The 26,708-nt window shown below is 55.4% G+C and carries 24 protein-coding genes and 2 pseudogenes; 20 read left to right on the top strand and 6 right to left on the bottom strand.

From position 1 onward, the window contains the following. The first annotated feature begins 2 nt into the window (after nt 1-2). Genes ASQ50_RS01635 through ASQ50_RS01625 form a run of 3 tightly spaced genes read left to right on the top strand, consistent with a single transcriptional unit; the run spans nt 3 to nt 3,927 of the window. Nucleotides 3-1,733: an ATP-binding cassette domain-containing protein gene (locus ASQ50_RS01635; protein WP_058091965.1), complete on the top strand. Its 1,731-nt coding sequence runs from the start codon at nt 3-5 to the stop codon at nt 1,731-1,733. After that, complete coding sequence (locus tag ASQ50_RS01630) at nt 1,730-2,824, top strand: ABC transporter permease (RefSeq protein ID WP_058091966.1); 1,095 nt, start codon at nt 1,730-1,732, stop codon at nt 2,822-2,824. Before ASQ50_RS01635 ends, ASQ50_RS01630 begins: the two co-directional genes overlap by 4 nt. Further along, entirely contained in the window at nt 2,824-3,927 is a 1,104-nt protein-coding gene (locus tag ASQ50_RS01625; RefSeq protein ID WP_058091967.1) for an ABC transporter permease, read from the top strand. The genes ASQ50_RS01630 and ASQ50_RS01625 overlap by 1 nt, the downstream gene beginning before the upstream one ends. A 106-nt stretch (nt 3,928-4,033) precedes the next feature. Here ASQ50_RS01625 and ASQ50_RS01620 read toward each other — a convergent pair. After that, nucleotides 4,034-4,330 (bottom strand): annotated as a pseudogene (locus ASQ50_RS01620) (transposase); the annotation flags it as partial. Between the two features lie 192 nt (nt 4,331-4,522). Between ASQ50_RS01620 and ASQ50_RS21760 the strand changes: the two are divergent. The 3 genes and pseudogenes from ASQ50_RS21760 to ASQ50_RS01610 all read left to right on the top strand — a co-directional run. Further along, nucleotides 4,523-4,618, top strand: a pseudogene (locus ASQ50_RS21760) (ATPase); the annotation flags it as partial. Nucleotides 4,619-4,714: 96 nt separating this feature from the next. Continuing rightward, nucleotides 4,715-7,090 (top strand): xylulose 5-phosphate 3-epimerase, encoded by a 2,376-nt coding sequence (locus ASQ50_RS01615; protein WP_058091969.1) that lies wholly within the window; start codon nt 4,715-4,717, stop codon nt 7,088-7,090. Between the two features lie 145 nt (nt 7,091-7,235). Further along, the gene (locus ASQ50_RS01610) at nt 7,236-8,189 is read left to right on the top strand and encodes a hypothetical protein (protein WP_197492715.1); all 954 of its coding nucleotides are present in this window, start codon (nt 7,236-7,238) and stop codon (nt 8,187-8,189) included. 30 nt (nt 8,190-8,219) lie between these two features. On the opposite strand, the gene ASQ50_RS01605 is transcribed toward ASQ50_RS01610, so the two are convergent. Further along, on the bottom strand, nt 8,220-9,335 hold the full coding sequence (locus tag ASQ50_RS01605) for a phospholipase D-like domain-containing protein (protein WP_058091970.1): 1,116 nt from the start codon (nt 9,333-9,335) through the stop codon (nt 8,220-8,222). Between the two features lie 2 nt (nt 9,336-9,337). Beyond that, nucleotides 9,338-10,378 (bottom strand): type II glyceraldehyde-3-phosphate dehydrogenase, encoded by a 1,041-nt coding sequence (locus ASQ50_RS01600; protein WP_058091971.1) that lies wholly within the window; start codon nt 10,376-10,378, stop codon nt 9,338-9,340. Between the two features lie 575 nt (nt 10,379-10,953). On the opposite strand from ASQ50_RS01600, the gene ASQ50_RS01590 reads away from it, so the two are divergent. The 3 genes from ASQ50_RS01590 to ASQ50_RS01580 all read left to right on the top strand — a co-directional run bounded on the left by ASQ50_RS01590 (nt 10,954) and on the right by ASQ50_RS01580 (nt 14,268). Then, nucleotides 10,954-11,961, top strand: a complete 1,008-nt coding sequence (locus ASQ50_RS01590; protein WP_058091973.1) for a hydroxyacid dehydrogenase — start codon at nt 10,954-10,956, stop codon at nt 11,959-11,961. Nucleotides 11,962-12,218: 257 nt separating this feature from the next. Further along, on the top strand, nt 12,219-12,668 hold the full coding sequence (locus ASQ50_RS20730; RefSeq protein WP_156509968.1) for a lycopene cyclase domain-containing protein: 450 nt from the start codon (nt 12,219-12,221) through the stop codon (nt 12,666-12,668). A 58-nt stretch (nt 12,669-12,726) separates the two neighbouring features. Beyond that, complete coding sequence (locus ASQ50_RS01580) at nt 12,727-14,268, top strand: BCCT family transporter (protein WP_227513240.1); 1,542 nt, start codon at nt 12,727-12,729, stop codon at nt 14,266-14,268. 36 nt (nt 14,269-14,304) lie between these two features. Here ASQ50_RS01580 and ASQ50_RS01575 read toward each other — a convergent pair whose 3' ends face one another. Then, complete coding sequence (locus ASQ50_RS01575; RefSeq protein ID WP_058091976.1) at nt 14,305-15,597, bottom strand: hypothetical protein; 1,293 nt, start codon at nt 15,595-15,597, stop codon at nt 14,305-14,307. Nucleotides 15,598-15,936: 339 nt separating this feature from the next. Between ASQ50_RS01575 and ASQ50_RS01570 the strand changes: the two genes are divergently transcribed. From ASQ50_RS01570 to ASQ50_RS01535, 9 genes are all read left to right on the top strand, one after another. Beyond that, nucleotides 15,937-16,902 carry a YncE family protein gene (locus ASQ50_RS01570; RefSeq protein WP_227513239.1) on the top strand — a complete coding sequence of 322 codons (966 nt, stop codon included), beginning with the start codon at nt 15,937-15,939 and terminating at the stop codon, nt 16,900-16,902. 42 nt (nt 16,903-16,944) lie between these two features. Further along, nucleotides 16,945-17,166 carry a DUF2933 domain-containing protein gene (locus ASQ50_RS20325; RefSeq protein WP_076657107.1) on the top strand — a complete coding sequence of 74 codons (222 nt, stop codon included), beginning with the start codon at nt 16,945-16,947 and terminating at the stop codon, nt 17,164-17,166. Continuing rightward, nucleotides 17,159-17,809, top strand: a complete 651-nt coding sequence (locus ASQ50_RS01565) for a methyltransferase family protein (RefSeq protein WP_058091979.1) — start codon at nt 17,159-17,161, stop codon at nt 17,807-17,809. Before ASQ50_RS20325 ends, ASQ50_RS01565 begins: the two co-directional genes overlap by 8 nt. Before the next feature lie 43 nt (nt 17,810-17,852). Next, nucleotides 17,853-18,785 (top strand): DMT family transporter, encoded by a 933-nt coding sequence (locus tag ASQ50_RS01560; protein WP_082888424.1) that lies wholly within the window; start codon nt 17,853-17,855, stop codon nt 18,783-18,785. Nucleotides 18,786-18,875: 90 nt separating this feature from the next. Beyond that, nucleotides 18,876-20,966 (top strand): copper-transporting P-type ATPase, encoded by a 2,091-nt coding sequence (locus ASQ50_RS01555; protein WP_413772117.1) that lies wholly within the window; start codon nt 18,876-18,878, stop codon nt 20,964-20,966. A 27-nt stretch (nt 20,967-20,993) separates the two neighbouring features. Beyond that, nucleotides 20,994-21,380, top strand: coding sequence for a DUF302 domain-containing protein (locus ASQ50_RS01550; RefSeq protein ID WP_058089861.1), 387 nt, complete (start codon nt 20,994-20,996; stop codon nt 21,378-21,380). 173 nt (nt 21,381-21,553) lie between these two features. Next, complete coding sequence (locus ASQ50_RS01545; RefSeq protein ID WP_230715835.1) at nt 21,554-21,757, top strand: DUF2933 domain-containing protein; 204 nt, start codon at nt 21,554-21,556, stop codon at nt 21,755-21,757. Beyond that, the gene (locus ASQ50_RS01540) at nt 21,750-22,400 is read left to right on the top strand and encodes a methyltransferase family protein (RefSeq protein WP_227513238.1); all 651 of its coding nucleotides are present in this window, start codon (nt 21,750-21,752) and stop codon (nt 22,398-22,400) included. The genes ASQ50_RS01545 and ASQ50_RS01540 overlap by 8 nt, the downstream gene beginning before the upstream one ends. A gap of 30 nt (nt 22,401-22,430) precedes the next feature. After that, nucleotides 22,431-22,889, top strand: coding sequence for a hypothetical protein (locus tag ASQ50_RS01535; protein WP_058089859.1), 459 nt, complete (start codon nt 22,431-22,433; stop codon nt 22,887-22,889). A 376-nt stretch (nt 22,890-23,265) separates the two neighbouring features. Here the strand turns inward: ASQ50_RS01535 and ASQ50_RS01530 are convergent, their stop codons facing one another. Further along, a complete protein-coding gene (locus tag ASQ50_RS01530; protein WP_058089858.1) occupies nt 23,266-24,582 on the bottom strand; it encodes an IS1380 family transposase in 1,317 nt (438 codons plus the stop codon). 344 nt (nt 24,583-24,926) lie between these two features. On the opposite strand from ASQ50_RS01530, the gene ASQ50_RS01525 reads away from it, so the two are divergent. Beyond that, the gene (locus ASQ50_RS01525; protein ID WP_058089857.1) at nt 24,927-25,190 is read left to right on the top strand and encodes a hypothetical protein; all 264 of its coding nucleotides are present in this window, start codon (nt 24,927-24,929) and stop codon (nt 25,188-25,190) included. Nucleotides 25,191-25,405: 215 nt separating this feature from the next. Continuing rightward, nucleotides 25,406-26,206 (top strand): prolipoprotein diacylglyceryl transferase, encoded by an 801-nt coding sequence (lgt, locus tag ASQ50_RS01520; protein ID WP_058089856.1) that lies wholly within the window; start codon nt 25,406-25,408, stop codon nt 26,204-26,206. A gap of 18 nt (nt 26,207-26,224) precedes the next feature. Here the strand turns inward: lgt and ASQ50_RS01515 are convergent, their stop codons facing one another. After that, complete coding sequence (locus ASQ50_RS01515) at nt 26,225-26,656, bottom strand: hypothetical protein (RefSeq protein ID WP_058089888.1); 432 nt, start codon at nt 26,654-26,656, stop codon at nt 26,225-26,227. Nucleotides 26,657-26,708: the final 52 nt, after the last annotated feature.

The raw sequence follows: 26,708 nt of genomic DNA, 5'->3' as shown, positions 1-26,708 counted from the left end.
TCATGTCTTCCCCGGAACCCATCGTCGCCAAAGGCCTTGGCCGCCAATTCGGAGACAATGTTGTCATCGAGCCACTGGATGTTTCCGTTGATCGCGGCCAACGAGTGGGCATTGTCGGTGCTGATGGCGCTGGCAAGACGACGCTGTTACAGATGTTGGCTGGCATCCTGGACCCCACTGTGGGGGAATGCCGGGTCCTGGGCTTCGATACCCGTCGTGAGGCCAAGCAGGTTGCTGCCCAGATTGGCTATATGTCCCAGGGATTTACGCTTTACGATCGACTCAGCGTCAAGGAAAACCTGAGCTTTGCCGCTCGCATCCGGGATGTGCCCGACGAACTCTATCGGGAGCGTTCAGAAAGGTTGCTATCCATGTCGGGGCTTGGCCGCTTTACTGACAGGCCCGCCGCCAAACTGTCCGGTGGCATGCAGAAAAAGTTGTCGCTATGTACCAATCTGGTCCATGAACCGGAGCTGCTGATCCTTGACGAACCGGGGCTCGGCGTCGACCCCCTGTCCCGGCGCCATCTCTGGACCATGCTCGACCGCTTCCGGTCGCAGGGCCTGACCATGGTTGTGGCTACCTCCTACATGGACGAGGCGGAGCGCTGCGACAGGATACTGCTGCTGGAACAGGGCCGCGTTCTTGCGGATGGGTCGCTGGAAGAGCTGCTGAGGCCCGCCGCCGGAAGGGTGTTCACTGTAAATGCTGGAGATACCGGACGAGGCTTGCGGGAGTTGTCCGGCATCCTGGCTCAAATTGACAGCGTCCATTCAGTGCAGTGGTTGCCGGATCACCTGCGACTGGTGATGAACGCGGACATCGCTGAAAACCAGCTCGCCGAGTTATTGCCCGAGGGAACCCACCTGGCGGCGGCCGAGCCCCGGCTCGAGGATCTGTTTGTGCTGCGGACGGACAGGAGGGCCGGCGAGCAGCAGTTTCCGGAATTGGCCCGGCAAGACAGGGGAAAAGAGGAAGGGCTGGTGGCCACCGGCCTGAGCGTCCGCTTCGGACATTTCAAGGCCGTTGACCGGGTGAGTTTCGAGGCGCCATCTGGCGAACTGCTTGCGTTGCTGGGGCCCAACGGGGCGGGCAAGACAACCCTGATCAGGGCCTTGTGCGGGCTGGTGGCCATCGATGAGGGCAACGCCCGGGTGGCCGGGGTGAGCTCCGGCGGGGGTAGCACCGCATTGCGCCGGCAAATTGGTTATATGTCACAACGGTTTTCACTCTATCTGGAACTGACCCCCTGGGAGAATCTCCGCTTCTTTGCCAATGCCTACGGCCTGGCCGGAGGCGCGGCGCGGGCTGCGATCGACTGGGCCAGGGAAGTAACGGGGCTGACAGATATTCCCGACAAGCTCACCGGTGATCTTTCAAGTGCCTTGCGCCAGCGTCTGGCGCTGGCCTGCAGCCTGCTTCACAGGCCCCGGGTCTTGTTCCTTGATGAGCCCACCTCGGGTGTCGATCCCGTCGCCCGGTACCGTTTCTGGCGGGTTATCCGTGAGCTGGCCGCCAGCGGTATGACCGTGCTGGTCACTACCCACTACCTGGAGGAAGCGGCCTATTGTGATCGTTTGGCGTTAATGCTGGACGGGCGGCTGCTTGCACACGGTAGCCGATCATCGCTGAATCATTCGCTCGGCCTCGAAGCCGACGCCACGGTGGAGATGCTCTTCACGGCGGCCATAGAACAGGCGGGAACGGCCAATTCCCGGGCGTTGGGACCATGAAGGCTCATCGGCTTGGAGCCCTCATCGTCAAGGAAAGTCGCGAGCTGATTCGCGACCCGGTTACCATAGCGTTGGCCGTGATCATGCCGCTGATCATGCTTTTTCTGTTCGGCTATGCGGTCAATCTGGATGTGGAACAGGTTGCCGTGGGCATTTACGATCTGGACAACACGCCGGCAAGCCGCGACCTGTCAGCCCGTTTCGAAAGCTCGCGGTATTTTCAATTAGAGCAGAAAACGACCGATCTCCGCGATCTGGAGTCGGCACTGCAAAGCTCGACCATCAGCATGGGCGTGGTGATTCCAGCCGGCTTGGCCCGGCAACTGCTCAGAGGCGACGAGGCGCCTGTCCAGGTGATCGTGGACGGCGGCTATCCTGTTCTGGGTCGATTGGCATCGGCCTATGCCGAGGCGGTAATCGCAAATTTCCCCGCCCCGCGTCAGAGCGCCGTCCGGGTCCAGGCCAGGGTCTGGTTCAATCCCTCCCTGCGCAGCGTCAATTTCGTCATCCCCGGGTTATTTGCCGTGATCCTGATGGCGTTCCCACCCCTGCTGACCGCCCTGGCGATCGTGCGTGAGAAAGAGACCGGTACGATTGAGCAGATCTATGCATCGCCGGTCACCTCAACCGAGTTTGTTGTTGGCAAGCTGGTGCCCTACGGTCTGGTGGCTTTCCTGGAGATTCTTATGGTCATGGTGGTGGGGTTTGCCTGGTTTCAGGTCCCCATTGCCGGCAGCCCGATACTGCTGCTGACGTCCGCTTTCGTTTATGTGCTGACCACGGTGGGTATCGGCCTGTTGGTCTCATCCCTGGTCCGTACCCAGTTGGCGGCCATGTTGATAACGCTGATTGTCACCTTGATGCCGTCGTTTTTGTTTTCCGGTTTTCTGTTCCCTCTGTTCACCATGCCTCTTGCCCTGCAACTGTATAGCTGGCTTTTCCCTGCCGGTTATTTTATGGAAATCTCCCGGGGCATCGTACTGAAATCAGCCGGCCTTGAAGCCGTTCTGCCAAATCTGATGATGTTGATCGTCTATACGGTCCTGGTATTTGTCTTCGCGGCCTGGCGAATGAAGCAGAAGGTGGCCTGATGGGAATTGCCTTATTTGGTTTGTTGCGCAAGGAGCTCGTGCAGTTCTTTCGTGACCGGTTGATACTGACCCTGATACTTTGGCTTTACACCATTGAAGTCGTCATCTGTGCCGTTGCGCTCAGTTTTGATGTAAGCCACCTGCCCCTGGCGGTGGTGGACGAGGATCGCAGCGCCTTGAGTCGCTCGTTGATCCAGAAATTTGCGGTGAGCGAAACCTTCGACCTGAAATTTCAGGAAACCCGTGTGGCAACCGCCACTGACCTCCTGGAGAAAGGTGATGCCACCATGGTGTTGGTCGTTCCCGCCGGGTTCGAAGGTGCTCTTCTCGCTGGCAAGAGTGCTCAGCTCCAGTTGCTCCAGGACGGCACCAATTCCAACATTGCCGCCAATGCCGTCAATGATGCTCTGCAGATCGTCCAGCGCCAGGAGCGCGAAGCACTCCCTGCTGCCGGGAAGAAGGGGGTCGCGGTACCCCTGATCCGTATCTGGTATAACCCCGATCTGACAACATCGGGTTTTATCGTGTTATCGATGATTGCTCTGGCCGGTATGATGGTGGGCGTTATTCACCCGGCCGCCTCTATTGTCCGGGAAAAGGAGCGAGGCACTATCGAGCAGCTGCTGGTGACGCCCATTTCCACCCTGGAACTGTTCCTGGCCAAGGTCACACCCACGCTGATCATGGGCGTACTGTCCATCTTTCCGAGTTTGGTGATTGTTAGAGTCTTTGATGTGCCCCTTCAGGGCAGTCTGCTTTTATTTCTGGTGCTGACCGCCATCTTTTTGCTCAGTGCGATTGCGCTGGGCGTACTGATTGCCGCCTACAGCCGGACCCTTCAGCAGGCGTTGCTGCTCTCCTTTTTCGGACTTTTCCCGCTGATGTTCCTGTCGGGCGGTTTGACACCGGTAGAAACCATGCCGCCTTTCCTGCAAAGCCTCTCCCTGCTGAGTCCACTGCGTTATTACATGGATATCATCGTCGGTATTTTCCTCAAAGGCGCCGGCCTGGCGGTTCTCTGGGATGAGGCTCTCGCCTTGCTGGTAATCGGTGTCACGCTGTTTATTTTCTCCCTTTGGGTCTTTCGACGCCGGGTACAATGAGATCGGTTGGGTGAGTGCCTGACGTTTGTCGCTACGCGGCCAAGAGGATACGGCGCATAGGCATCAGGATTACCGTGATTATTCATTTTCATCAGTAACCTGAATCATTGCCAGCCGCCAGGACCCGAAGGGCGACATCTTCTTCCAACTTCCGGGCGATCTTTCGTGATGAAAACACGCCGGTCGCGTACGCATAGATCAACACCTTCAACATCATCCGCGGATCGAAAGGCGAGTTGCGCCGACCGCTCCCTTCATACCGAGCGTAGAAGGCACTCAGATCCAGTTCCTCGACCACGTCACTGATGAAATAGGCCAGATGCCCTTCGGGCAGCCACTCGTTCAGGCTCGGGGGAAGAAGCAGTTCCTGATCAGGTGAATAGGGGCGGAAGGTGGTTCCCATCGGATTCTCCGGTGCTGAAGAATTGCCAAAGTGGAAAGTTTGATGCGTATCAATTCCTCATTATAGAGAGGCTCTTTTTTCATCTTTTGTTGGATTTTTTCAGCGTGAATTCAGGCTCATGAGTTTTAGTGGTAGGTAATGGCTGTCTGCTGGCGTAATTGGCAAAACGAAACAACATAAGGGAAAGGGAAGATGGATATTAAAACCTTCGGAGAACTTATTAACTGGACACGGGACCTGCATGCTCATCTTGCAAGATGCCTGTCCCACTGCGCCACTAAGAATGATGTGAGACCGGGCAAATACCCGGGGTAATCCGGATATTTACGGCGAGGATTTCTAGTAGGCCACCATTAACGTCAGTAGAGTTATCAGGGAGAGATCATGAACGGCTATTCCATTGAGGATTCACATCGAATCCAGCAGCGTGCTGTCCAATACCGGCAGCGTTACCCCCAGTTTGCCAACTGGGCAAAAGGGCGCGGGGTGATCGAACATACCGATTTGACCCAGGTGCGCGTGTTCGACCTGTGCCAGGAACTCGTTTGTGCCGGGCGTTATGACTCGCTCGACGATGCCCTGATTATTTTCGAGGCTGCAGACACCCTCACCAACGCGGCCATGTGGCTGGTAGCCCACATGACTTATGCCAGCAGAGTGGACCTGTCCGGACAGCCGCTGGCGGCGGATGACTTCAAGGAAAATCCTCAGGGGCATACCGGTGGTTCGCTGAACATGGTGCCTGCCTATCTTGGCTACACGGCCGCCAACGCGTTGGCGGGGCTGACCCGTAGCTGGCTGATGGGGCAGGGGCACTGTGTGGCGGCTATCGAAAGCGTCAACATACTGCTCGGCAATCTGCATCCAGAACAGCAGGCTCGGTACACGCTCGACGAGGTGGGGCTGTCCCGGCTGGTGAGTGACTTTTACAGCTACGCCGTCACTCCGGATGGCACACCGGGGGTTCCCCTGGGCAGTCACGTCAACCCCCACACTGCCGGCGGGCTGATCGAGGGCGGATATCTGGGCTTCGCTGAACTGCAATACACCCACATGCCGCTGCCGGGGGAGCGTCTGGTCGCGTTTCTCAGTGATGGGGCATTTGAGGAGCAGCGGGGCAGCGACTGGGCAAGCCGCTGGTGGCGAGCCGAGGACTGTGGCCTGGTGACCCCGGTGATGATTGCTAACGGGCGCCGCATTGATCAACGGTCAACCATTTTTCTGCAAGGGGGGACGGACTGGTTCCGGCAGCACCTGGAGCTCAATGGCTTTTACCCCATACTCATTGATGGCCGCGATCCTGCGGCCTTTATCTGGGGCATCTTCGAGGCCGAATCGAGGCTTCAGGCGTGCAGCGAACAGGTCAGCGCCGGCCACATGAGGTACCCTGTAAAGCTCCCCTATCTGATTGCCGAGACGGTCAAAGGCTATGGTTTCTATGGTGCTGGTTCAAACGCGGCGCATGGTACCCCGCTTCCGGCAATACCGAGATTTGATGAGGTCTCGCGCAGGCACTTTAACGAATCCATTGCCCGTTTGTTTGTGCCCGAGATCGAGATTCACGGCGCCCGCGACGTGCTGGCAACTCACCGGGCAGACGATCGGCCTGCGGAAAAGGATCATCCGCTGAATTGTCGTGACGTCAAGCTGCAAACTGTACCCGAACCGGTCTGGTTGCAAACGGCGGTATCAGAGTCGCCCATGGTGGCGATTGATCGGCAGTTTGTTGCCCTTGTAAAGGCCAACCCGGCGCTTCGTATTCGTCTGGGGAACCCGGATGAATTGCGTAGTAATCAGATGAACCAGTCGCTTGACCTTCTGAAGCATCGCACCCTGACGCCCGAGCCCGGCCTTGCGGAATCCCTTCACGGCTCGGTAATCACAGCCCTGAATGAGGAGGCCGTTGTCAGCGCCGCTCTGGGTAATAAGGGAGGTATGAATCTGGTGGTGTCCTACGAAGCGTTTGCCATGAAAATGATTGGCGCTCTTCGGCAGGAAATTATTTTTGCGCGACACCAGAAAAGTCTCGGTCGGCCCGCCCGATGGTTATCCGTGCCGGTCATTGCGACGTCGCACCTCTGGGAAAACGGCAAGAACGAGCAGTCTCATCAGGATCCGGCCTTCGGCGAAGTCCTGATGGGAGAAATGAGTGACACTGCCCGCGTTGTCTATCCTCCCGACTGCAATAGTGCTGTGGCGTGCCTTAACGAGTGTTTTCGAACCCAGGGGCAGTTCTGGGCCATGACGGTTCCCAAGGCAAAACTGCCTGCCGTTTTTGACGGCCGTCAGGCTGTGCAATTGCTCCGGAATGGTGCCATCGCTCTTGGTGAAGCCGGTGATGTGCAGTTGATCGCTGTCGGCGCCTATCAACTCCGGGTTTGCCTTGAGGTTGCCGAAGCGCTGGCTCAGAGAGGGCTTTCGAGTGGTGTGGTCTGCCTTCTCGAGCCCGGTCGATTCCGGAGTCCCCGGGATCCAATCGAGTCAGGACATCAGTCTGGTACTTCTTACAGGGCCGAGCTGTTTCCCCACGATACAAAACTCAGAGTGTTCGTCTGCCATATGCGCCCAGAGGCATTGCTGGGAATCTGCCGTCCTCTCGATCTCGGACCTGACCGGACGCTGGCGTTTGGTTATGAAAACCATGGTGGCACCCTGGATACATCGGGGCTGCTGCAGGCCAACAAATGTGATGCACATTCGATAGTGCAGGCGATCCTGTCAAAAAGTGGCTCCTCAGGCGCTGATAAGGCGACATTGTAGCGATGGAGCGCGAGGATCGATTTACAACAGTCTTTACGGGGAAAAGTAAAGCGTTGGTGATCACCGTGCTGATTCTCACACTAAAACAATCCAGGCGGCAACCGATTCAGCTAGCCGCCCGACATACAGGTCAATCATGCTATGAATGAATCGTTCAATCACGCTGGGGCGCCAGATACTAACCTGGGGAACCGGCGACCTGGTATTCATCAACGATCTGTTTCCCAAGGACTGGGTCTCGTTTTTTATCGGCCGCGATGTGGAGTACCTCAAGGCGCCCTCGGACGCGCTGAAGGTTTCGGCTTTTTCCAGCTGGGCCAATCTTGACCTTGTCTACACCCCCCGGTTTGACGCGGATCGCTTCATCGACGGTCGCCGTCTCTCTTTCTTCAACACAGGGCAAGGGCGGCTGACCGGGCGCAATGCGGTTGTACTGGCGGGCCGCCCGGCGGACGCGTTCGAAGACGACGAGTGGGCCGCCCGGCTGTACCGTAACCTTGGCGCCTACGAGGTCGCGCTCTACGGCTACGACGGCTTCTGGAAGAGCCCGGCCGGGGCTGATCCGGCCAGCGGTCGGGCCAGGTTTCCTCCGCTGTCGGTGCTCGGCGCCAGCCTGCGCGGGCCGGTGGGGGCCGGCATCGGCAACGTCGAGCTGGGCTATTACGATTCCCGCGCAGACCGCGATGGCGACGATCCCACAGTACGCAACAGCGAGCTGCGCCTGCTGCTCGGCTATGAGCAGGAAATTGCCCGTAACCTGACCCTGGGCCTGCAATACTACCTTGAGCGCATGGGCGAGTTTGAGGCCTACCGGCGGGCCTTGCCCCCGGGTGCCCCGGTGCGGGACGAGAATCGCCACGTCCTCACCCAGCGGCTGACATGGCTGACACACAGCCAGAATCTGGAGTGGTCGTTGTTCCTGTTCTACTCGCCCTCGGACCGGGACGCGTACCTGCGCCCCCGGGTGGGCTATCAGGTTGATGACCATCTCTCTGTTGAAGCCGGCGGAAACCTGTTTTTCGGCGCGCGGGAGGAAACCTTCTTCGGTCAGTTTCAGGGTAACAATAACCTGTATCTCGGGGCGCGCTATGGGTTCTGAGGGAGTCGGGCATTGGCATCAAGGGCCCGTTCAAAGCCACTTGCGTAGCAACAGGCCAAGCGTGTCATACACGCCTTTCATGAAGCCGCGGTGTTTCCAGGCGATGCCAGTGATTTCACTGGCATCCAGCAAATCAGTTACGAACTCGTTTCTTAACTGGCCATTCAAGGCTTCGTTTGTGGAAATCAGCGTCAGTTCATAGTTAATAAACAAACTTCTGTAGTCGAAGTTCGCTGTCCCTATGCTTCCCCAGACATCGTCAACGACCAGCACTTTGGAATGCATTAGCCGGGGCGTGTACTCGAATATGCGAACGCCGTGTTCCAACAGTTCTCCGTAAATGGCGCGGGCCGCCCATTGTGCGGGGGTCGAGTCGGTCTTTTCGGTGGTCAGGATCCGCACATCGACTCCACGGCGGGCCGCGAGAGCAAGTTGTTTGCGTAATCCCCGGTCCGGTACGAAATAGGGCGTCGCCAGCCAGATTTTGTCGGATGCTCCAGCCAGTTGGTCTTTGATGGAGCACCGCAGCTGGATGCGGCAGGCGCGTGTGGTATTGGGAGTGATCCGGCTGTCACCGATGGTATGACTCTGTGGGCTCCAGTCAGGGTGACCGCACCAGAAGGCGTCAAACAGAGCGTCAGCCTCCGCCGCCAGAGGCCCCTCGAAGCACACATGCACGTCGCGCCAACGCTTTGGGCCGTAATAGCGCCTCGAGCCTTCGCGATGAATGTTGAAGCCGCCGAGGTACGCTGTTTTGCCGTCAATGACCAGCAGCTTGCGATGGTCGCGACGGTTGTAACGCATCGGTTGCCGCCAACTCCAGCGGTGAAAGCGCTGAAGACGGATGCCGGCGGCTCTGAGCTGGCGTCGGTGCTTTCGGGTAAGAACGCTGCTTGAGCCCAGCGCATCAACGTGAATGCGCACGTCGAGGCCGTGGCGGGACTGCTTCATCAGTTCATCAAGCAGTTCAGTCCCCACCTCGTCCGCCGCGAGGATATACGAAGCAAGAAAGATACGCTGGGTGGCAGCACGGACCGAGCGAATCATCTCCGCATAGAGTTCGTCTCCCTCACCGAACAGCCTGAACACACCCTTCACGGCCCCGCCCTCGGGTTCACAGGCGACGTCGCCGGGGTTGCCGTCCATATCTATAACCCCAAAGAGCCGATACCCAGGCTGTCGTTGGTGTCTCTGATCGACGTTTCCGCATCGGGTTCGGCCCCGGTCAGTGCGCGTATGGCATCGATGGTTTCCGGAACAACAATCGCCTGGTTGTCGACCATATAGGCATAAAACAGCTCATTGCCCTGCACTTTGAGCATGTCTTCCCAAAGCGCGACTTCATACAGGCTGTCGTGAGGTCGGCCAAGGTCGGCCATCAACTCCTTGACGCTGTTGATCGCGCTTAGCCCGTCGCTGTTCCGGAGGAAAACAATGCGGGAGGAGGTGCGGAACGCATCGAGCACTTCGTCCTTGCTCGCCTCACGTGTCAGTTGAACGGACCAGTAGTGCAGGTGGGCCAGTGTCTCCGGAACCTTGACCGCCATGGTTACCACATCCAGGTCCGGGTCGACACTTTGGGCGTCCGGGCCCTGGTGACTGGGAATCTCCGGCTCTGGCACGACGGTATTCATGATCCCGCCCTGGTGGCTCTCCCAGGGATCGGTGGCCCGGCGCAGAAGGGTTCCCCGTGCCCGGTCCAGCAAGCCGTGGCGTTTGAGCGCTGACAGGGTACGAATGATCGACGTCGTGTTGCACGATACGACGCGCGTGCAGTCACGGCCGACAGCGCTGGCGTAGTTGGCCTCGGCAACGAATGAATGGCCCGTGCTTTGATGTTTCTCGCCGCCATGAACGATGTACTTGATGCCAAGCCGCCGGTAGGTTTCGATATTCTTGCTGGCCAGGTGTTTCGGTGTGCAGTCCACCACGATATCCGCGGCTCCAAGTAAGTCATCTAGAGAGCCGGAAACATCGAGCCCGGCTGCGCCCATAGCAACGGCGTGCTCTTCAGTCGCGCCGTACAGGGCATATCCTCTACTCAGCGCGGCCCTCACTCGCCAGTCCTGCGCGACATCAGCTACACCTGCTATGACCATGTCTTTTTGTACCGCAACGGCTTGTGCTACCCGCTTGCCGATAACGCCATAACCGTTGACCGCGACGCGAATAATTCTCTGACCGACCATCTTTTGTATCTCCAGCTTCTGAAAAGGGGCGAGCGAACTGTTATGTTGCTTAAGTGACCAGATTATAGACAAAGACTGAATTTCAGCTGAAAGTCCGATTTGACGCGTAGCTCAGGGCAATGGCTTTACCGAAAAGTTGATGGTGATCAAAAAAATGCAAAGCACAGAAATGCTTTTCAGGTTCAGTTCATCCGGGCGTAGTGGAATGGAGTGCAGTAGAAGGCAACTATATTGATTGTGACTAGGTCGATCCTTGAAAGGCTAGAGTGGTATGAAACCATCGGCAAGCAGAACCTGTTTTTTGCCCTAGTCTACAACAGTGCGGCTGAGCCTGTGGCTGCCGGTGTGCTCTACCGATTCCTTGGCATCCTGATAGGACCTTCCTTTGCCACTTTTGCAATGAGTGCATCCTCGTTGCCGGCGGTGATGAACGCTCTGCGTCAGCGTCGAGAGAAAGTCTTAGGCACGAAATGGACAGATAGACAGATAGAACGCTGGACCTCCCACTGATACTCCTGTTCCGGGGCTCTTAGTGGGTTGGCCAGAGTAAGAATGGGCATGGCTAAGGAGAGATAATGAAAATTGTGTTCTTTGAGGCAGAGAAGTGGGAGTGCGATATTCTGCAGCAGGCCTGCTGCAATCATGAGGTTGTTTTCACGGACGAGGAACTCGGAATAGACAACGTTGGGCTATACAGGGACGCCGATATCATCTCCCCTTTCGTTCATTCGGTCCTGGACCACTCGGTCCTTGACTGTTTTGAGCATCTGAAGTTCATTGCTACCCGGTCGACGGGATACGACCATATCGATTTGGAGTATTGCACCAGAAATGCGATTCCAGTCAGCAATGTGCCCGTCTACGGTGACCAGACTGTTGCGGAGCATGTTTTTGCGCTGCTCCTTGCTATTAGCCACAAGATTCCAGAGGCGATCAATCGCACTCGCAAGGGGGATTTTTCGCAGAAAGGCCTGCAGGGATTCGATCTGCAAGGCAAAACCCTTGGAGTGATCGGTACCGGTGCTATCGGTAAGCGTGTTGTGGAAATCGCGCAAGGGTTTCGTCTGAACGTTCTTGCCTGCGATCCCAAGCCGGATTACGTATTCGCGGACCGATATAACGTGTCTTACGTCGATTTGGATGGTCTTCTTGAGCAGTCCGATGTTGTGACGCTGCACGTTCCTGGCAGCAAATCGGCCAAGCATCTTCTGTCGGACAGGGAGTTCGCCCGGATGAAGCGCGGGGTTGTCCTGATTAATACCGCTCGCGGCTCCATTGTTGATACCCAGGCTTTGCTGCACGCGCTGGCGGATGGGAAGGTGTCGGCTGCCGGTCTTGATGTACTGCCGGATGAGCCCTCCATCAGGGAAGAGGTGGAATTGATCCGCTCTTTTTTTGACAAGGAACATGATCTGGAAACGCTGTTTGCCAACCATGTTCTTCAGCACATGAGAAACGTCATCGTCACCCCCCACAGTGCGTTCAATACGAAAGAGGCTGTCGAAAGAATCCTCAAGACCACTGGCGAAAACATTGTTGGCTTCATCGAGGGTGCCCCCCGCAATCTTGTGAATAAACACTGAGCCAGGATGGTTTTTTATGCCGATGCTCTATACCTATTTGATCTGGAGCGTGTTGTTGGTGCTTCTGTGGAGTGTGGTTTTCGTCTTTACCCGCAACAAGAAGGAAATGCTGACAATGAGTCTTGGTACCGCTCCCCTGGGGTTAACGGAGCCGCTTTTTTACCCGGAATACTGGAGCCCTCCAACGTTGTTCGGATTGGGGGGAAAACTACGGCTTTGATGTCGAGAGTATTCTGTTCTCTTTCGCCGTGGGAGGCTTGGCCAGTACGCTTTATGAGCTCGGATCGACCACGAAAGCAAAGTCAATACCGAGTGACTATAAACTGGGGAGGATGCATCGGTTTCATGCGTTGGCTCTGAGCTCCCCGGTTTTAGTGTTTGCCTTCCTGGAACTGACCACCAGTCTCAACTCAATATATACCGCCTCTATGGGGCTCTTGGCTGGGGCCATCAGCACTGTTATTTGTCGAGTCGATCTTCTCGATGGTGCGATAAAAGGTGCCGCAATATTTTCGCTGTTTTATTTCGTTTTTTTCAGTGCGATGAACTGGTCACACCCAAACTTTGTTGATCTTTACTGGAACAACGAAGCGATCAGCGGGTTCAGGGTTTTCGGGGTCCCGGTCGAGGAGCTGCTCTTTGCCGCCACGTTAGGCGCACTTTGGAGTAATTTCTACGAGCATCGCTATTGGCAGAGTAGGGTATAACAAAAGGCTAATCATCATGCGGAACGTTATAGGCAATAGCCATCTCCAATAACCCATTTTGCCGTCACTATTTAGCATTGGGGCCATTGGTTTGACCCTCGCTGGCGCGCTGATCTGGCAGTCTGAGTTTGCGTATGCGCTCGCTTACGTTTCTTCGTCCGTCGATGGTCTGCTGCGCTGGTGGTATGTGGCACTGGTTGCGTTTCTGACGGCATTTGTATTGTGGTTGGGACTGGGCCGCTATAAGAACGTCCGTCTTGGTAAAGATTATGAGCAACCCGAATATCGGCTTTTTCCCTGGTTGGCGATGCTGTTTGCGGCTGGAATCGGGGTAGGACTCCTGTTCTGGAGCATTGCCGAGCCGATCATGCACTTCCAGGGTAACCCTTTTGCTCCAGAGGGCTTTACCCCCTCCGCAGCGTCCACCGCAATTCAATTGTCGTTTTTCCACTGGGGGCTTAACGGGTGGGCTATTTTTGCAATGGTCGCTATTGCGTTCGGATACTTCAGTTATCGGCAAGACCTCCCGCTCGCCCCTCGTTCTGCGTTGTTTCCGTTTATTGGCGAGAAAATCTTTGGGTTCTGGGGGCATTTGGTGGACGCCCTCGCTGTTTTTGCTACCGTTTTTGGTCTGGCGACCACGCTGGGGCTGGGGGCCCGTCAGACTGGCACTGGCCTTAAGTGGCTTTTTTCTGTGGAGGCCTCCCTTTGGGTAGAGTTGTCAGTGGTGACAGTGGTTACCATGATCGCGACGATTTCGGTGGTGTCCGGGGTAAGGCGAGGCGTCAAGATATTGAGTGAGATGAATCTTTGGCTAACGCTGGTTTTGCTGGCAGCTTTTATGGTGATTGGCCCATTTGATTACATGGCTGGGTTGTTGGTTCAGGAAATCGGCGGATACCTCGATAACCTGTTAGTTATGACATTCTATGTTGGCGCCAATGAACCGGGGAACTGGCAATCGACCTGGACGGTGTTTTTCTGGGGCTGGTGGTTAGCGTGGTCACCTTTTGTCGGGCTGTTTATCGCCCGGATATCCCGCGGGCGCACCTTGAGAGAGTTTGTTTTCGGAGTTCTTCTTTTACCAACGCTGGTGACCTTCGTTTGGATCGCGGTGATGGGGGGGGCTGCGCTCCACAGCGAACTCTTTAGTGGCGGCGGGATCGTTGACGCGGTCAACAAAGACATCGCCTATGCACTCTTTGCCACCATCGAGCATCTGGGAGCTCCTGAGTCACTTAAATTTGTCATGGGTCTGGTCGCAACCCTCCTCATCGGCATCTACTTTATAACGTCTGCGGACTCGGGCGCATTGGTCGTCAATATCATTTTGTCGGGAGGAAAACTTGAGCCTCCGAAAGCGTCAAGAGCCGGTTGGGCCATTGCCAATGGGGTGCTGACAGCTGTGCTGCTGGTGGCTGGAGGGATTGCCGTCCTTCAGGATGCGGTCATACTTGCGGCTTTGCCGTTCTCACTGGTTATTGTTGCTATGACTGCCGGCCTGTTGAAGGCGCTGCATCATGAGCCCCTGGTAGCACCCAGAGAAGGTTGTAAGCAACATCGGGCTGCTGAGCCATGGACAGGAGCAGATCAAGCATGAACATCACCTGGCAGTATCTGCCCGTAGTGTGAATAGTCACACTTGGAAGACCGGTGCAAACCCGCCTCCTGGCGTGCGAAAGTTGGTTGTCTGGCCCTGATATATCCTCGCGGCAACCAGCAGACTTTTGCCGGCGTAGGTATACAGGCGAATGTCGACCTTTCTGGTGGTCACCGCATCGTCAATTCGTAGAGTTCGTTCTCCAGCGGGGACGAGATCTTGTGCGATATAGCCGCCATCCAGAATGTTTTCGAAAACACGCCGGGTCATCTTGTCGCCCCGGTAGACACCCTTGCTGCCGTGACCTGCAACCGGCTTAAAAAACAATTGGCGCCGAGCGCTCCACAACGCCGCAGCATCTTCACTCGAAACCAGCCGGGTCTTCGGCACGGCGTCTTCCAGGCAGCCCGCATCCGCTAAGCTCAGTCCCCAGTCGAGTAGAGTCTGCGGGGCTGACAACAAGGTCAGGTTTCGCTTATCGGCCAGAATGGCATGAACTCGGGGGTTGGGAGTTACAACCACGGCGCCGTCCAGATACGCACGTCTTAATGCCGCATGAGCCGTGGCGTCCAGTGAAAAGTCCACCAGCCTGTTGTAAACCATACAAATGGGCTTACCACGGGCTGTCAGTCGCCCATCGGCATACACAAGCTCTGAGGGATCGAGTATCAACGTCTCAATTCCTTTGGTCTGGAAAAGTTGTTGGGCCAACTGGAATTCGGGAAACATAAACTGGGTCTTCGGGGCATCATCAACTATCGCCAGGCAGTTGGGTACCGAAGTGGCATGCTGTCTTTGCCACTCCTGTTTGAACATCGTCAACACTGCATCCTCGAATCCGTCGAGCTCGCTACGGGTTACTGCGGTCTGTTGAGATGGGTTACAGCAGCGATGCTGGGCTCTCGCCAGCACAACGTTCAGGAAGGCACCTCCGGCATTGGTGTTGATCTCTATCAGCCGGGGGCCGTCGGGACCCAGGTGAAAGTCGTAACCCATGAATGCCCCAATGGGGCCCGGATTGAACTGTGCGATTTTTGGTGCCCAGGACAGAACTCGTTCACGAAACGACGGAAGTTCGGTGGCCGATTCGATCGCTTGGACGATCCTTTCCATCGCAGCTATGTCGGATCTGGGAACAAAAATCGGTGTGTTTGAAAAAAGCTGGTCGAACTCGGCGAACTCTGACGGTCCACTTCCAGCATCGATAAGAATGCTTCTGAGGCTCTTGTTGAGCGCTTTACGGTCGAGAGTGATGCAGTAGCAATGGCGATTGAGCTTGTAGGCTCGACTGTCGGCTAATCGTTGGTTTTTGTGGATAGGTTCGGGCATCAGGAGTCCGTTGGTCGAGAGTTTCACTGATTGTAATCGCATACTTGAAATTCAAAAAAACCTATCTCCCATGTGTGATCTACGTCAAATAGATTCATACTTCAGATCTGTTTTCAGGTCTGTTTCAGTTCCGCGTGTTGAACTATCGCTAGGTAAGTTGGCTCTCTCTACCCATCTTAGACTCTCCCGATAGGTAGCAGACTGGTACTACACGATGATTCAGGCGGCAGAACTATGAAATATAGATCAAAAAAAGGGTGGTTTACCGGATTCGCGATCACCGCTTTGATAGGTTTATCGACTATTGCAATTGCAGATGGCCGTCGAGCGTTTGTACCCATGGGGACAGCTGATTCTGTTGGCATTATTGATCTGAGAAGTCGTCAGGTAATGCCGTCGATTATGGGGACAATCAACACCCATGGCTCGGCCCTGACTCCGGATGGTCACTATCTGGTTGCTGGCAGTCTGACCGCGCACGACAGCGAAGAGCCGATCAGTCGCCCGGAGGGCGTGACGGAGGACGAGCACGCGGCCCACCACGGTGGTGAAGCTACCGCGGCTCCGGAAGACGCCAATACCGGCCGGATCTACGTTGTGGATACCGCCAAGAGCGCGATTACTCGCACTGTAGAGGTGCCAGGGCCCGTGCACCATGTGCTGGTGACCCCTGACGGTCGATTCGCTGTCTCCACTCATCCTATGGGCGGTGGGATCAGTGTGGTTGACCTGGAGTCCGGACAGCTTGTTGAAACCCTGGCCACGGGCCCGGCGCCAAACTACGTAGTGGCGACCGATGACGGTCAGTCTTTACTGGTCAGCAATACTGGTAACGGGACCGTCAGCGAAGTGGATACTCGGCACTGGTTCGTCAAGCGTAATCTTCGCGTCGGCGGTGGGCCTGAGCACATGGTGCTTTCCCCTGACAACGAGAGGGTGTATGTGAATGACGGGGCCTCGGGGGAAGTCGCTGTCCTTGGGCTTTCCAGAGGTGAGGTGCTGGCAAGATACGATGTTGGGCCGCAACCCCACGGCGTGGGACTAAGCACAGATGGCCAGATACTTTATGCGACCAGCGAGGGCGGCAACCAAGTTGTCCGTATCGAGCTGGCCAGCGGAACCCGCGACAGCATGCCTCTGGCGCCGGCCCCTTACCACCTGGCGGTCTCTCCCGTCGATGGCAGCCTATTAATCACCAGTCGGGCCGAAGCCAGGCTCTGGGTGCTTGATCCGGGCTCTCTGGAAATTATCGATGACGTTTCTTTGGACGGGATAGGTCACCAAATATCGCTTGAGGCTTACTAGCCAGTAAGCCCCACTGATAAGCTTTTCCCAAAGGGATTCTATATGGATAAGCGTTTTAAGATTACGTTGGCAATTTTTGCGGTTATCGCTTTGGTTTTACTCTGGGGCGAACATAAGGTTCACCTTCTGGGTGCTCTGCCGTGGTTAATCCTTCTTGCATGCCCGTTTATTCATATGTTTATGCACGGAGGGCATGGGAGTCACGGTGGCCACAACCACCACGATCAACCAGAAGGCAAAAACGGAGGCCAACGCGATGACTGATGCTTCGTCCGACTACGGCCTTTGGGGGCTGGTGGTTCTTAACTCGGTGATCTTTATTTTCTTCGCTTTCAGTTTTTTTAAGCCACAGACCCAACGAGACTGGCGATCCTTCGGCGCGTTCAGCGCGTTTCTCGTGGCATTATTCACTGAGATGTATGGGTTCCCGTTGACACTCTATTTTCTATCCGGTTGGCTTCAGACTCAATACCCCGATGTAAATTGGCTTGCCCACGATAGCGGGCACCTGCTTGAAATGCTTTTTGGTTGGCAGGGTTCTCCCCATTTCGGCCCCTTCCACTTGTTGAGTACGGTGTTTATTGGTGGAGGTTTTTACTTGATTGCCGCCGGGTGGCGAACCTTGTACGCGGCGCAAAAAGAGCGAAAGCTGGCTACGACAGGTCTCTATTCGTATGTTCGGCATCCACAGTATGTCGGCTTTGTCTTGATAATGTTTGGCTTCCTGCTGCAGTGGCCGACTCTGTTAACCCTGGCGATGTTCCCGGTTTTGCTCTGGATGTATTCACGGTTATCGATCAGTGAGGAACGGGAAGCCGAAGAAACGTTCGGGGAAGCCTGGAGACACTATGCAGACAACACTCCCAGGTTTTTGCCGCGATTGCGCGGATTGGGGCGGCAAGCTTGAACAAAAGCTCTACTCATTTGATGGGTAGATAAAGGAGCCGTTGGTGAACCAATCACTTTCGATACGTGCAGTCGCTGGGATGGTTCTTGTCGCCTTTCTTTGGGCGATCTGCTTTCCTTTTATTGTGGTGGGGTTGCCGGACGCGCCACCTTTGCTTTTTGCCGCTTTACGCGCATTGCTGGCAGGGCTCTGTCTGATTCTGCTGGCTTTTACAAAAGGTGGCCGGCCCAGTTATTCACTTCGCCAGCTCCTGATACTGGCCGCAATTGGCTTCAGTTACACGGGCATGGGGCTTGGAGGGATGTTTTTAGGAGCTGGCAAACTGGGGCCAGGACTTGCAACCGTTCTGGCTAATGCGCAACCGCTGTTTGCGGCGGTTCTTTCATTTTTTATCGTCCGAGAGGTTGTGACCGGGCGTGTGTTTGTAGGCCTTTTGATCGGTTTTATTGGTGTTGTGGTGCTAGCGATGCCAGAGATGGAATTTGGTAACGCCAGATTTTCAGGGGCCGTCTATGTTCTTGGTGGTGCCATTGGAACCGCCATTGGAAACGTGCTGCTTAAATACCAGGCCGGCAGTGATGATATCTATTGGTCGATGGGCATTCAGCTTGTCATAGGTTCAGTGTTTCTGGGAATAGCATCTGTGACCTTGGGCGAGGGCTTCGAGATTGATTGGACTTGGTCATTTACCACTGCCATGTTCGTTCTGGCCATTCCGGCAACGGCAATGATGGTTGTGCTCTGGTATGCCTTGCTCGCCAGCGCGCCCTTGAACAGCCTCAATTCGTTTACCTTTTTAACGCCTGTTTTCGGTCTCGCTATCGGAATGCTTTTGTTCGGCGAAACTTTCACATCACTGGAGATGATCGGGATAGGAATCACAATTGTCGGCTTGGTGATCGTTGTCAAAGCGCCTCGGAAAACAACAAGCGGTTCCGCTGTCGGGGAACAGGCAAAGGTGATCCGTAGCTCATAGTAGAAATTCGACGAGGACCCTGAGCAGTACCTCGATTGGGAAAAGAAACAGCAAGAGCCGGTAGCGCCGGGCACTATGTATACCTGTCCCATGCACCCCGAGATTCGGCAGCAAGGGCCAGGGGACTGCCCAATCTGCGGCATGGCCCTAGAGCCCGAGCAGGTAAGCCTGGACGACGGGCCCTCGGAAGAACTCAAAGACATGACCCGCCGATTCTGGATCGGCCTGGTGCTGGCCCTGCCTGTACTGGTACTGGAGATGGGTGGGCACCTCACCGGACTCGATCACATTATAGCCCCGCAGATGTCCAACTGGATTCAACTGGTGCTGGCAACGCCTGTGGTGCTCTGGTGCGGTTGGCCCTTCTTCGTCCGGGGTTGGAAATCCGTGGTTAGCCGTAACCTGAACATGTTCACGCTGATAGCCATTGGTACCGGCGTGGCCCTGATCTACAGCCTGGTCGCCACACTTGCGCCCCAGGTATTCCCGGGCGCTTTCCGGCAGGCCGACGGCTCAGTGGCAGTGTACTTTGAGGCGGCAGCGGTCATTGTGGTGCTGGTGCTGCTTGGACAGGTGCTGGAATTGCGCGCCCGGGAGAAAACCTCCGGGGCCATCAAGGCTCTGTTAGATCTGGCGCCGGCAACGGCCAGGAAACTGGACGATGATGGCCGTGAGTCCGATGTATCGCTGGATCAGGTCAAGGTCGGTGACCGCTTGCGGGTACGTCCGGGAGACAAGGTGCCGTTGGACGGCGAGGTGCTTGAAGGCAGCTCCAACGTGGATGAATCCATGGTGACCGGTGAGCCTTTGGCAGTCAGCAAAAAATCCGGCGACCAGGTGATCGGCGGCAGTATCAACCAGCAGGGCAGCTTTATCATGCGGGCCGACAAGGTTGGCCGTGACACCATGCTGTCCCAGATTGTGCAGATGGTGGCGAGCGCCCAGCGCAGCCGCGCGCCCATTCAGGGCCTGGCCGACAAGGTGGCGGGTTATTTTGTGCCTGCGGTGATCGTGATCGCCATTATCGCCTGGTCATTCTTCGGGCCCACGCCGCCTATGGCGTTCGGGCTGATTGCTGCGGTGAGCGTGCTGATTATTGCTTGCCCCTGTGCTTTGGGGCTGGCAACGCCCATGTCGATTATGGTCGGCGTTGGGCGGGGTGCTCAAAGCGGTGTGCTGATTCGTGATGCCGAAGCACTGGAGCGCATGGAGAAAGTGGACACCGTAGTGGTGGACAAGACGGGAACGCTGACTGAAGGCAAACCTCAGGTGATCAAACTGGTGACAGCTGAGGGGGGCAGCGAGGATGAGCTCATGCGGTTTGCCGGCGGTCTGGAAAAGGGCAGTGAGCATCCGCTGGCCCACGCCATTCTCGATAAAGCAAAGACCATGGGCTTGAAACTACCGGACGCGGAAGATTTTGATTCACCCAATGGGAAGGGCGTCACCGGCAGGATTGATGGACGACGGGTATTGCTCGGAAACCGGCTGTTGATCGAAGCGGAAAATGTGGACACCGCGGACTTTGAAAGCGAAGCCGACCAGCTCCGCCAGGATGGGGCGACTGTTATTTTCGCGGCCGTAGACGGCAAAGTGGCCGGTTTGCTTGCCATCGCTGATCCGGTGAAAGAAACCACTGAAGCGGCTATTTCTGCACTGCAGAAAGACGGCATCCGAGTCGTCATGCTCACCGGCGACAACCGGACGTCGGCCGAGGCGGTTGCCCGTAAATTGCACATCGATGAAGTGGAAGCGGAAGTGCTTCCGGAGGATAAGGGCAAGATCGTTCAGCGCCTGAAAGATGAGGGCCGTGTTGTGGTGATGGCTGGTGACGGGGTGAACGACGCTCCGGCTCTGGCAACCGCCGATGTAGGCATAGCCATGGGCACGGGCACTGATGTGGCCATCGAAAGCGCCGGCATCACCCTGTTGCGCGGCGATCTCATGGGCATTGTGGAAGCACGTCGATTGTCGCTGGCAACTATGCGCAATATCCGGCAGAACTTGTTTTTTGCCTTTGTCTATAACTCTGCGGGTGTGCCGATAGCGGCCGGCGTTCTATACCCGTTTTTCGGCATCCTGCTGTCACCGATTTTTGCGGCGGCGGCTATGTCGCTGTCTTCGGTCAGCGTGATCGTGAATGCGCTGCGCCTGCGAGTGATTAAGCTTGGCGCTAAGTAATAAACGTTGGATTTGTTGGAGACGATTATGCGGTACACGATTGATCGAATCATAGAAGACGCTGATTTTGACGAGGTTGACAAAAGAACGCGTCAGTCCCTCACAGATCACGGTTTTGGGGTGCTGACAGAAATTGATGTCAAAGCCACGATGAAGGAGAAGCTTGACAAGGAAATGCCCGCGTACCGGATCCTTGGAGCGTGTAATCCTGCTATGGCGTGGGAAGCCATTGGTGTAGAGCCCCGGGTAGGGGCCATGTTGCCGTGCAATGTCATTCTGCGGGAAACGTCTGAAGGTATCGAAGTCAGCGCGATAGATCCCGTAGCTTCAATGACGGCGATTGAAAACAGCGAACTGAAACAGGTTGCCGGTAAGGTCAGGGAGGCACTGTCCGAGGTTATAGCAGGTATCTGAGGCGGCGCCATCGGTTGTTTGAGATCGTGATCAGTTGACCTCGATCAAGTTACACAGGGTGTATCCAGACCGTTCAGCTTGAATTCAGCTCACCGTGATTAACTCCAAGAAGAAGTGTTTTGGCAGGTCGCCAGACCCCAAAGCCAAGACTTTCAATTATTGGAGCGATGGGTATGGAATTTAATCGTCGGTACTGGATCACTTTATCTGTCTTCGGTGTGATCGCCCTGGTGCTCCTTTGGGGCGAGCATAAAGTTCATATACTCGGGGCCTTACCCTGGTTGATTCTCCTGATTTGCCCGTTGATGCATATTTTTATGCATGGCGGTCATGGCACGCATCAACACGCCCAACAAAAGGACGACGACCGTGAGTAGCGAGGCGACGGATTATGGGCTTTGGAGCCTCGTTATTCTGAACTCTGCTGTCTTTATCTTTTTTGCATTCAGCTTTTTTAAACCCCAAACGAAGCGGGACTGGCGCTCGTTCGGGGCGTTCAGTGCTTTTCTCGTCGCGCTGTTCACGGAAATGTACGGGTTCCCGTTGACACTCTATTTCCTGGCGGGCTGGTTGCAGACTCGCTATCCGGATGTGGACTGGTTTTCCCACAACAGCGGGCATTTGCTGGAAATGCTGTTCGGGTGGCAGGGCTCTCCACATTTCGGGCCGTTTCATTTGCTGAGCACGGCTTTCATTGTCGGGGGATTCTATCTGATTGCGGCTGGCTGGCGAACTCTCTATGCCGCCCAGAAAGAGGGCAAACTGGCAACGACAGGGCTATACGCCTGGGTTCGTCATCCCCAGTACATTGGCTTTGTGTCGATCATGTTTGGGTTTCTTCTCCAATGGCTGACACTGCTCACGTTGGCGATGTTCCCGGTGCTTCTCTGGATGTATTCCCGGTTGTCCGTTCATGAGGAGCAGGAGGTCGAAAAGGTCTTCGGAGACACGTGGCGACAGTATGCCGCTAACACACCGCGCTTTATCCCGAACCTTCGGGATCTGAAACAGCGACTTTAATAGATCACTGAGCCAGAAGAGGGTATCAATATGGACATCAGAACGTTCGGTGAATTGATTGACTGGACCCGGGACCTGCACCAGAACCTGGCAAGTTGTCTGGGGCATTGTGCGACGGCTAATGAAGAGGAGAGAACAAAGGCGCTATTGGAGTATCTCTCGGCTCACGAAGCGGAGCTGGCCCGGATTGTTGATGAGTTTGAACGCCAAAGTGCCCGCAATACGCTTGAGACCCGGGTCTACGATTACCTTAAACACAATCCGATAGAAACCCACCGCACCTGTGACCAGCCCTATGCCAAACTGGATTTTCAGGGGATCTACCGTGAGGTTATGGATTTTCATGGGCAAGTGATGGATCTGTACAAAACGCTGTGGGAGAAAGCGGAAATCCCGGAGGCCAGGGAGTTGCTGGCAGCACTCCTGGAGATGGAGAAGAACGAATCTATGCGTCTGGCCCGTCAGATAGGTCGAATGGACGACCTTTAATGCCTGAAACGCAAGTCGATTGTCGTCATTTCGAAAACGAAAGGTTATTGAAAGCTGGTTCAATTAAAAACCACAGCAATCTATCAACTCTTTGTTTAGTTTTTTGAGAATTTCAGGTCAGTTTCAGCTCTGCGTGATCTAATATACCTGAATCAGTGACTCCGCTTGCCAACATACCCGTCAGGTGGCCCCAAGTGCCAACTTGAACGGGAATCTGGTGAAATGCTGGTTTTTGAGGGCCGGGAAGCTGAGGCCGGAAGGGGGCGACGGCCCTGGGTTGATCAATAAACAACCAGAAGGCAGCGTTCAGGCAATAGCGGGCTGTCCCGGCAGAGGATTCCGGGATGATTGTTTTTTTTCCAGTGGTTGAGTTGGCCTATCCAGAGGAAGCAAGGCCCCGATAAAGGTCGCGGTAAACCGTAAAGCCTGGACAGTGTCGGCCAAATCTCAGTATCCATTGCCGGCCGCTGTGCACCAGGCGGCAGGCCATGGTCATGATTTCCTGCATCACGGTTCTCAGGCGGCGACGCTTGGCCGGGTGGCGAACCGGTGCATCCGGGCCGGTCAGTCGCAGACCCATCCAGCGCAACACATTGTAACCCATCGTCGCGAAGGCCATGACCAGGTTGTTGGTGTCGAATTTCCCGGACGGAAGTCGTTCCAGGTCCAGGTCGGTCTTGAACTCGCTGTGGAACTGCTCACTGGTGGCGTGATCGCTGTACAGCGCCATGATGTGTTGCTCGTCGGCTACTTCGGCCGGCAACGAGGTCACCCAGCCTTCGAGGCTGACTTCCGGTTCGAGATACAGCTGGCCTTCGGCATCGCTGGTACGAACGGTGACCTTCACGATGCGGCGCAGACCGGGCTCGTCCGGAATCGCTTCCGACAGAACCGCTTCCATCTTGCCATCGCGCTCCAGTGACCAGGCTTTCCGGGCCTGGACCTTGTCCGCCCAGACGAGCGGATTCTCTTTACGAGGGTTCCACTTGATCAGGAAGTCGACCTGGTCCTGCTCGCGCAGGAAATCGCGATTGGCACGGGCATCGTGTGCGCTGTCCAGGCGCAACAAAATGGGCTTATCCGTCAGTGATCGAGCCCGGGGTAACACCCGTTTGAGGGTATCGAGAAATCCCTTGTTGGCGTGCTGGCTGCCAGGGCGCAGCTCGCAACCCAGGCACCAGCCTTCCTGCCCCAGGTAGGCGGCCAGCGGTGCATAACCGTCGTAGCCCTTGTAGGTGTAGCTGACACCCTCCTTATGGGTCTGGCTGTTGTCCATGGGAAAGACATCCATATCCAGCGCAACGTGGCCCATCGCCAGAGGTGACACCGGAGCTTCGACGGACTGAAGAAACTCGACGCTGGCATCGTCCAGCAGGGGTGTCAGGCCTTGAGCGTCTTCATCAAATCGCTGGCGCAACCGGGCCGACGATGGCGATTGCCTGATGCCCAGGGCAGATTTGAAAAATGGGTCCGTTCGAACCGGCTCGACCGCCTCGAAGTCACTCTTGCCCAGCGTGATCAGGCCAAGATAGGTCCGGATCAGTTCAATGTTCGGAATACCGTGCCGCTTGACGACGGTGCGGGCGGTTTTGGTGAGCGATGTATGCCGGTTCAGGCAATGACCGACCAGGGCCAGCCCGCCGTTGGGTGTATAGACTTCGGTTCGGGATTGCTGGAGAGTGAAGGTACGCATGAGCCGAAAGCACTAACTGGGTGAATGGGTGTCAGATGCTATTATATCGCTCTAAGCCTTGTTATTGCAGTCTTTGGGCGTGAGTTCAGCTCGTTGAAGTCACGGATTCAGGATATAGTTAAATAGGATGACACCTTCTTGAGGATTATAAAAAATAATTTATTAGCGAAATTTATTTTATCGAGTGCGAATTAAAAAAAGCCACAGAGGTGTCTGTGGCAAAGTTAACTCAAGAAGACAATGGCCGGGCTTGATGAACATCAATAAAGCCACTGACAGATGCATTAAATCATTCGAAACTGAATTCAGCCTGAATTACCCATCCGAATTTATGGAGACGCGACATGAATAAATTATTTGTAATCATAATCCTTGCTTTCACAGTCTCAATGACCGCTAATGCGGGGGGGCTGGCCGACAGGTTCAATGAAGCTCGCAGTTTCCCTGCTCAAGCACAAAGCCCTGAAGGTCGAACAACGGAGCTGAAAATGGAACATATAAAAATGCATGAAATGCACGATGAGATCCATGTCAGACATGAGAATTTTCATGCCAAAATGCATGTACCTACTAAAAACGCGATAAATCGTTCCCATCACGAAAGATAACCAATATAAATATTTTTAAGTAAATTATGTTTGGCGTCAGTCGAGCTATGATGATTGACGCCAACTTCTCGGGAAAAAGGCATCCACGCGAAGCTAATTTCATAATTGAAAAACCTTTCGCAGGTATAGATTCGATATATTTTGGGATGATAAACCTAAAATGCCACATCGATACTTAGCGTAGCGGACTAGTAACCACGCCAGGAAGAGGTTGAATGCTTTCATACCCAAACATTAATCCCGTGGCAATTTCTCTGGGGCCATTGCAAGTTCATTGGTACGGCCTGATGTATCTTGTTGGTTTTCTGGCAGCTTGGTGGCTTGGGCGCCGAAGGGCTCACCGCTTGGGGTTGAGTTACGACGCCATCGAAACGCTGGTTTTCTACTGTGCAGTTGGCGTAATACTTGGCGGGCGGCTCGGTTACGTGCTGTTCTATGATTTCGACAAGTTGTTGGCCAACCCACTCTGGCTGTTCAGAATCTGGGAGGGCGGCATGAGTTTTCATGGTGGCTTTGCCGGGGTGCTGGTTGCCGTTGTTGTCTTTGCGCGCAAGTACAGCCTGGGTTTTCTTCGGCTTACCGACTTCATCGCGCCGCTGGTTCCGATCGGTCTGGGTGCCGGGCGCCTGGGTAATTTCATAAACCACGAACTGCCGGGCAGAGTCAGCGAGGTGCCGTGGGCCATGGCCTTTCCTCATATGGGGCCAGAACCCCGGCACCCGTCTTCTTTGTATCAGTTGGCGCTGGAAGGTGTCGTTTTGTTTGTGGTGCTGTGGTGGTTTACCAGTAACCCCCGGCGAAATGGCGCTGCGTCCGGTTTATTTCTGTTGCTCTACGGCGCGTTCCGTTTCTCCGTCGAGTTTGTCCGCCTTCCGGACCCGCAGCTGGGATTTGTGGCCTTTGGTTGGATGACCATGGGGCAGCTGCTGACATTACCAATGATCATAGCGGGCATCGGCTTGATTGGCTGGTCCAGGCGTCAGCCTGTTGTTTGTACAGCGATGGCGGAAAGCTGAAGGAAACCTGTAGGCAGGTTATTGTTCCTTTTTGAGCCATCCTCTGTACATCCAGCGCGTGGAATAAAACGAAACCAGGGGAATCAATACCCACTGTAATATCGGAGTAACCCCGGTGCCAAGCAGTGGCAATACAGGCATTGATTCGCTGTATTGCCAGCGTTCGCCGGCACCGGTAGCCCAGGCTTCAAACAGCACGGTGACCAACAACCCCGCAGCCAGAAAACTCCCCAGGGCGAGGCTCCGCCAGGGCCCTTGTATCCAGAACAGATTTCGTACCGCCAATGCTGCAACCCCATAGGCAAAAAGCGCGATATTGGCATCGCCGACGGCGGCCCGAGTGCATAACCAGATGACAGCACCGTGAGGCGCTTCCGTCATGCCTTCAAAAAAGGGTACCTGGATCATCTCCCAGAAGAAGTGCAAAAAGAAACTGACGGACCAGAACATCAGGACCAGAATCCAGCCAGGGCACAGTGCCTTCGCGCGAGTCATCATATCT

The sequence above is a fragment of the Marinobacter sp. LQ44 genome, from assembly GCF_001447155.2.
GTDB lineage: Bacteria > Pseudomonadota > Gammaproteobacteria > Pseudomonadales > Oleiphilaceae > Marinobacter.
Note: the sequence above shows the minus strand (reverse complement) of the source record. Positions and strands in the feature narration are given on the sequence as shown.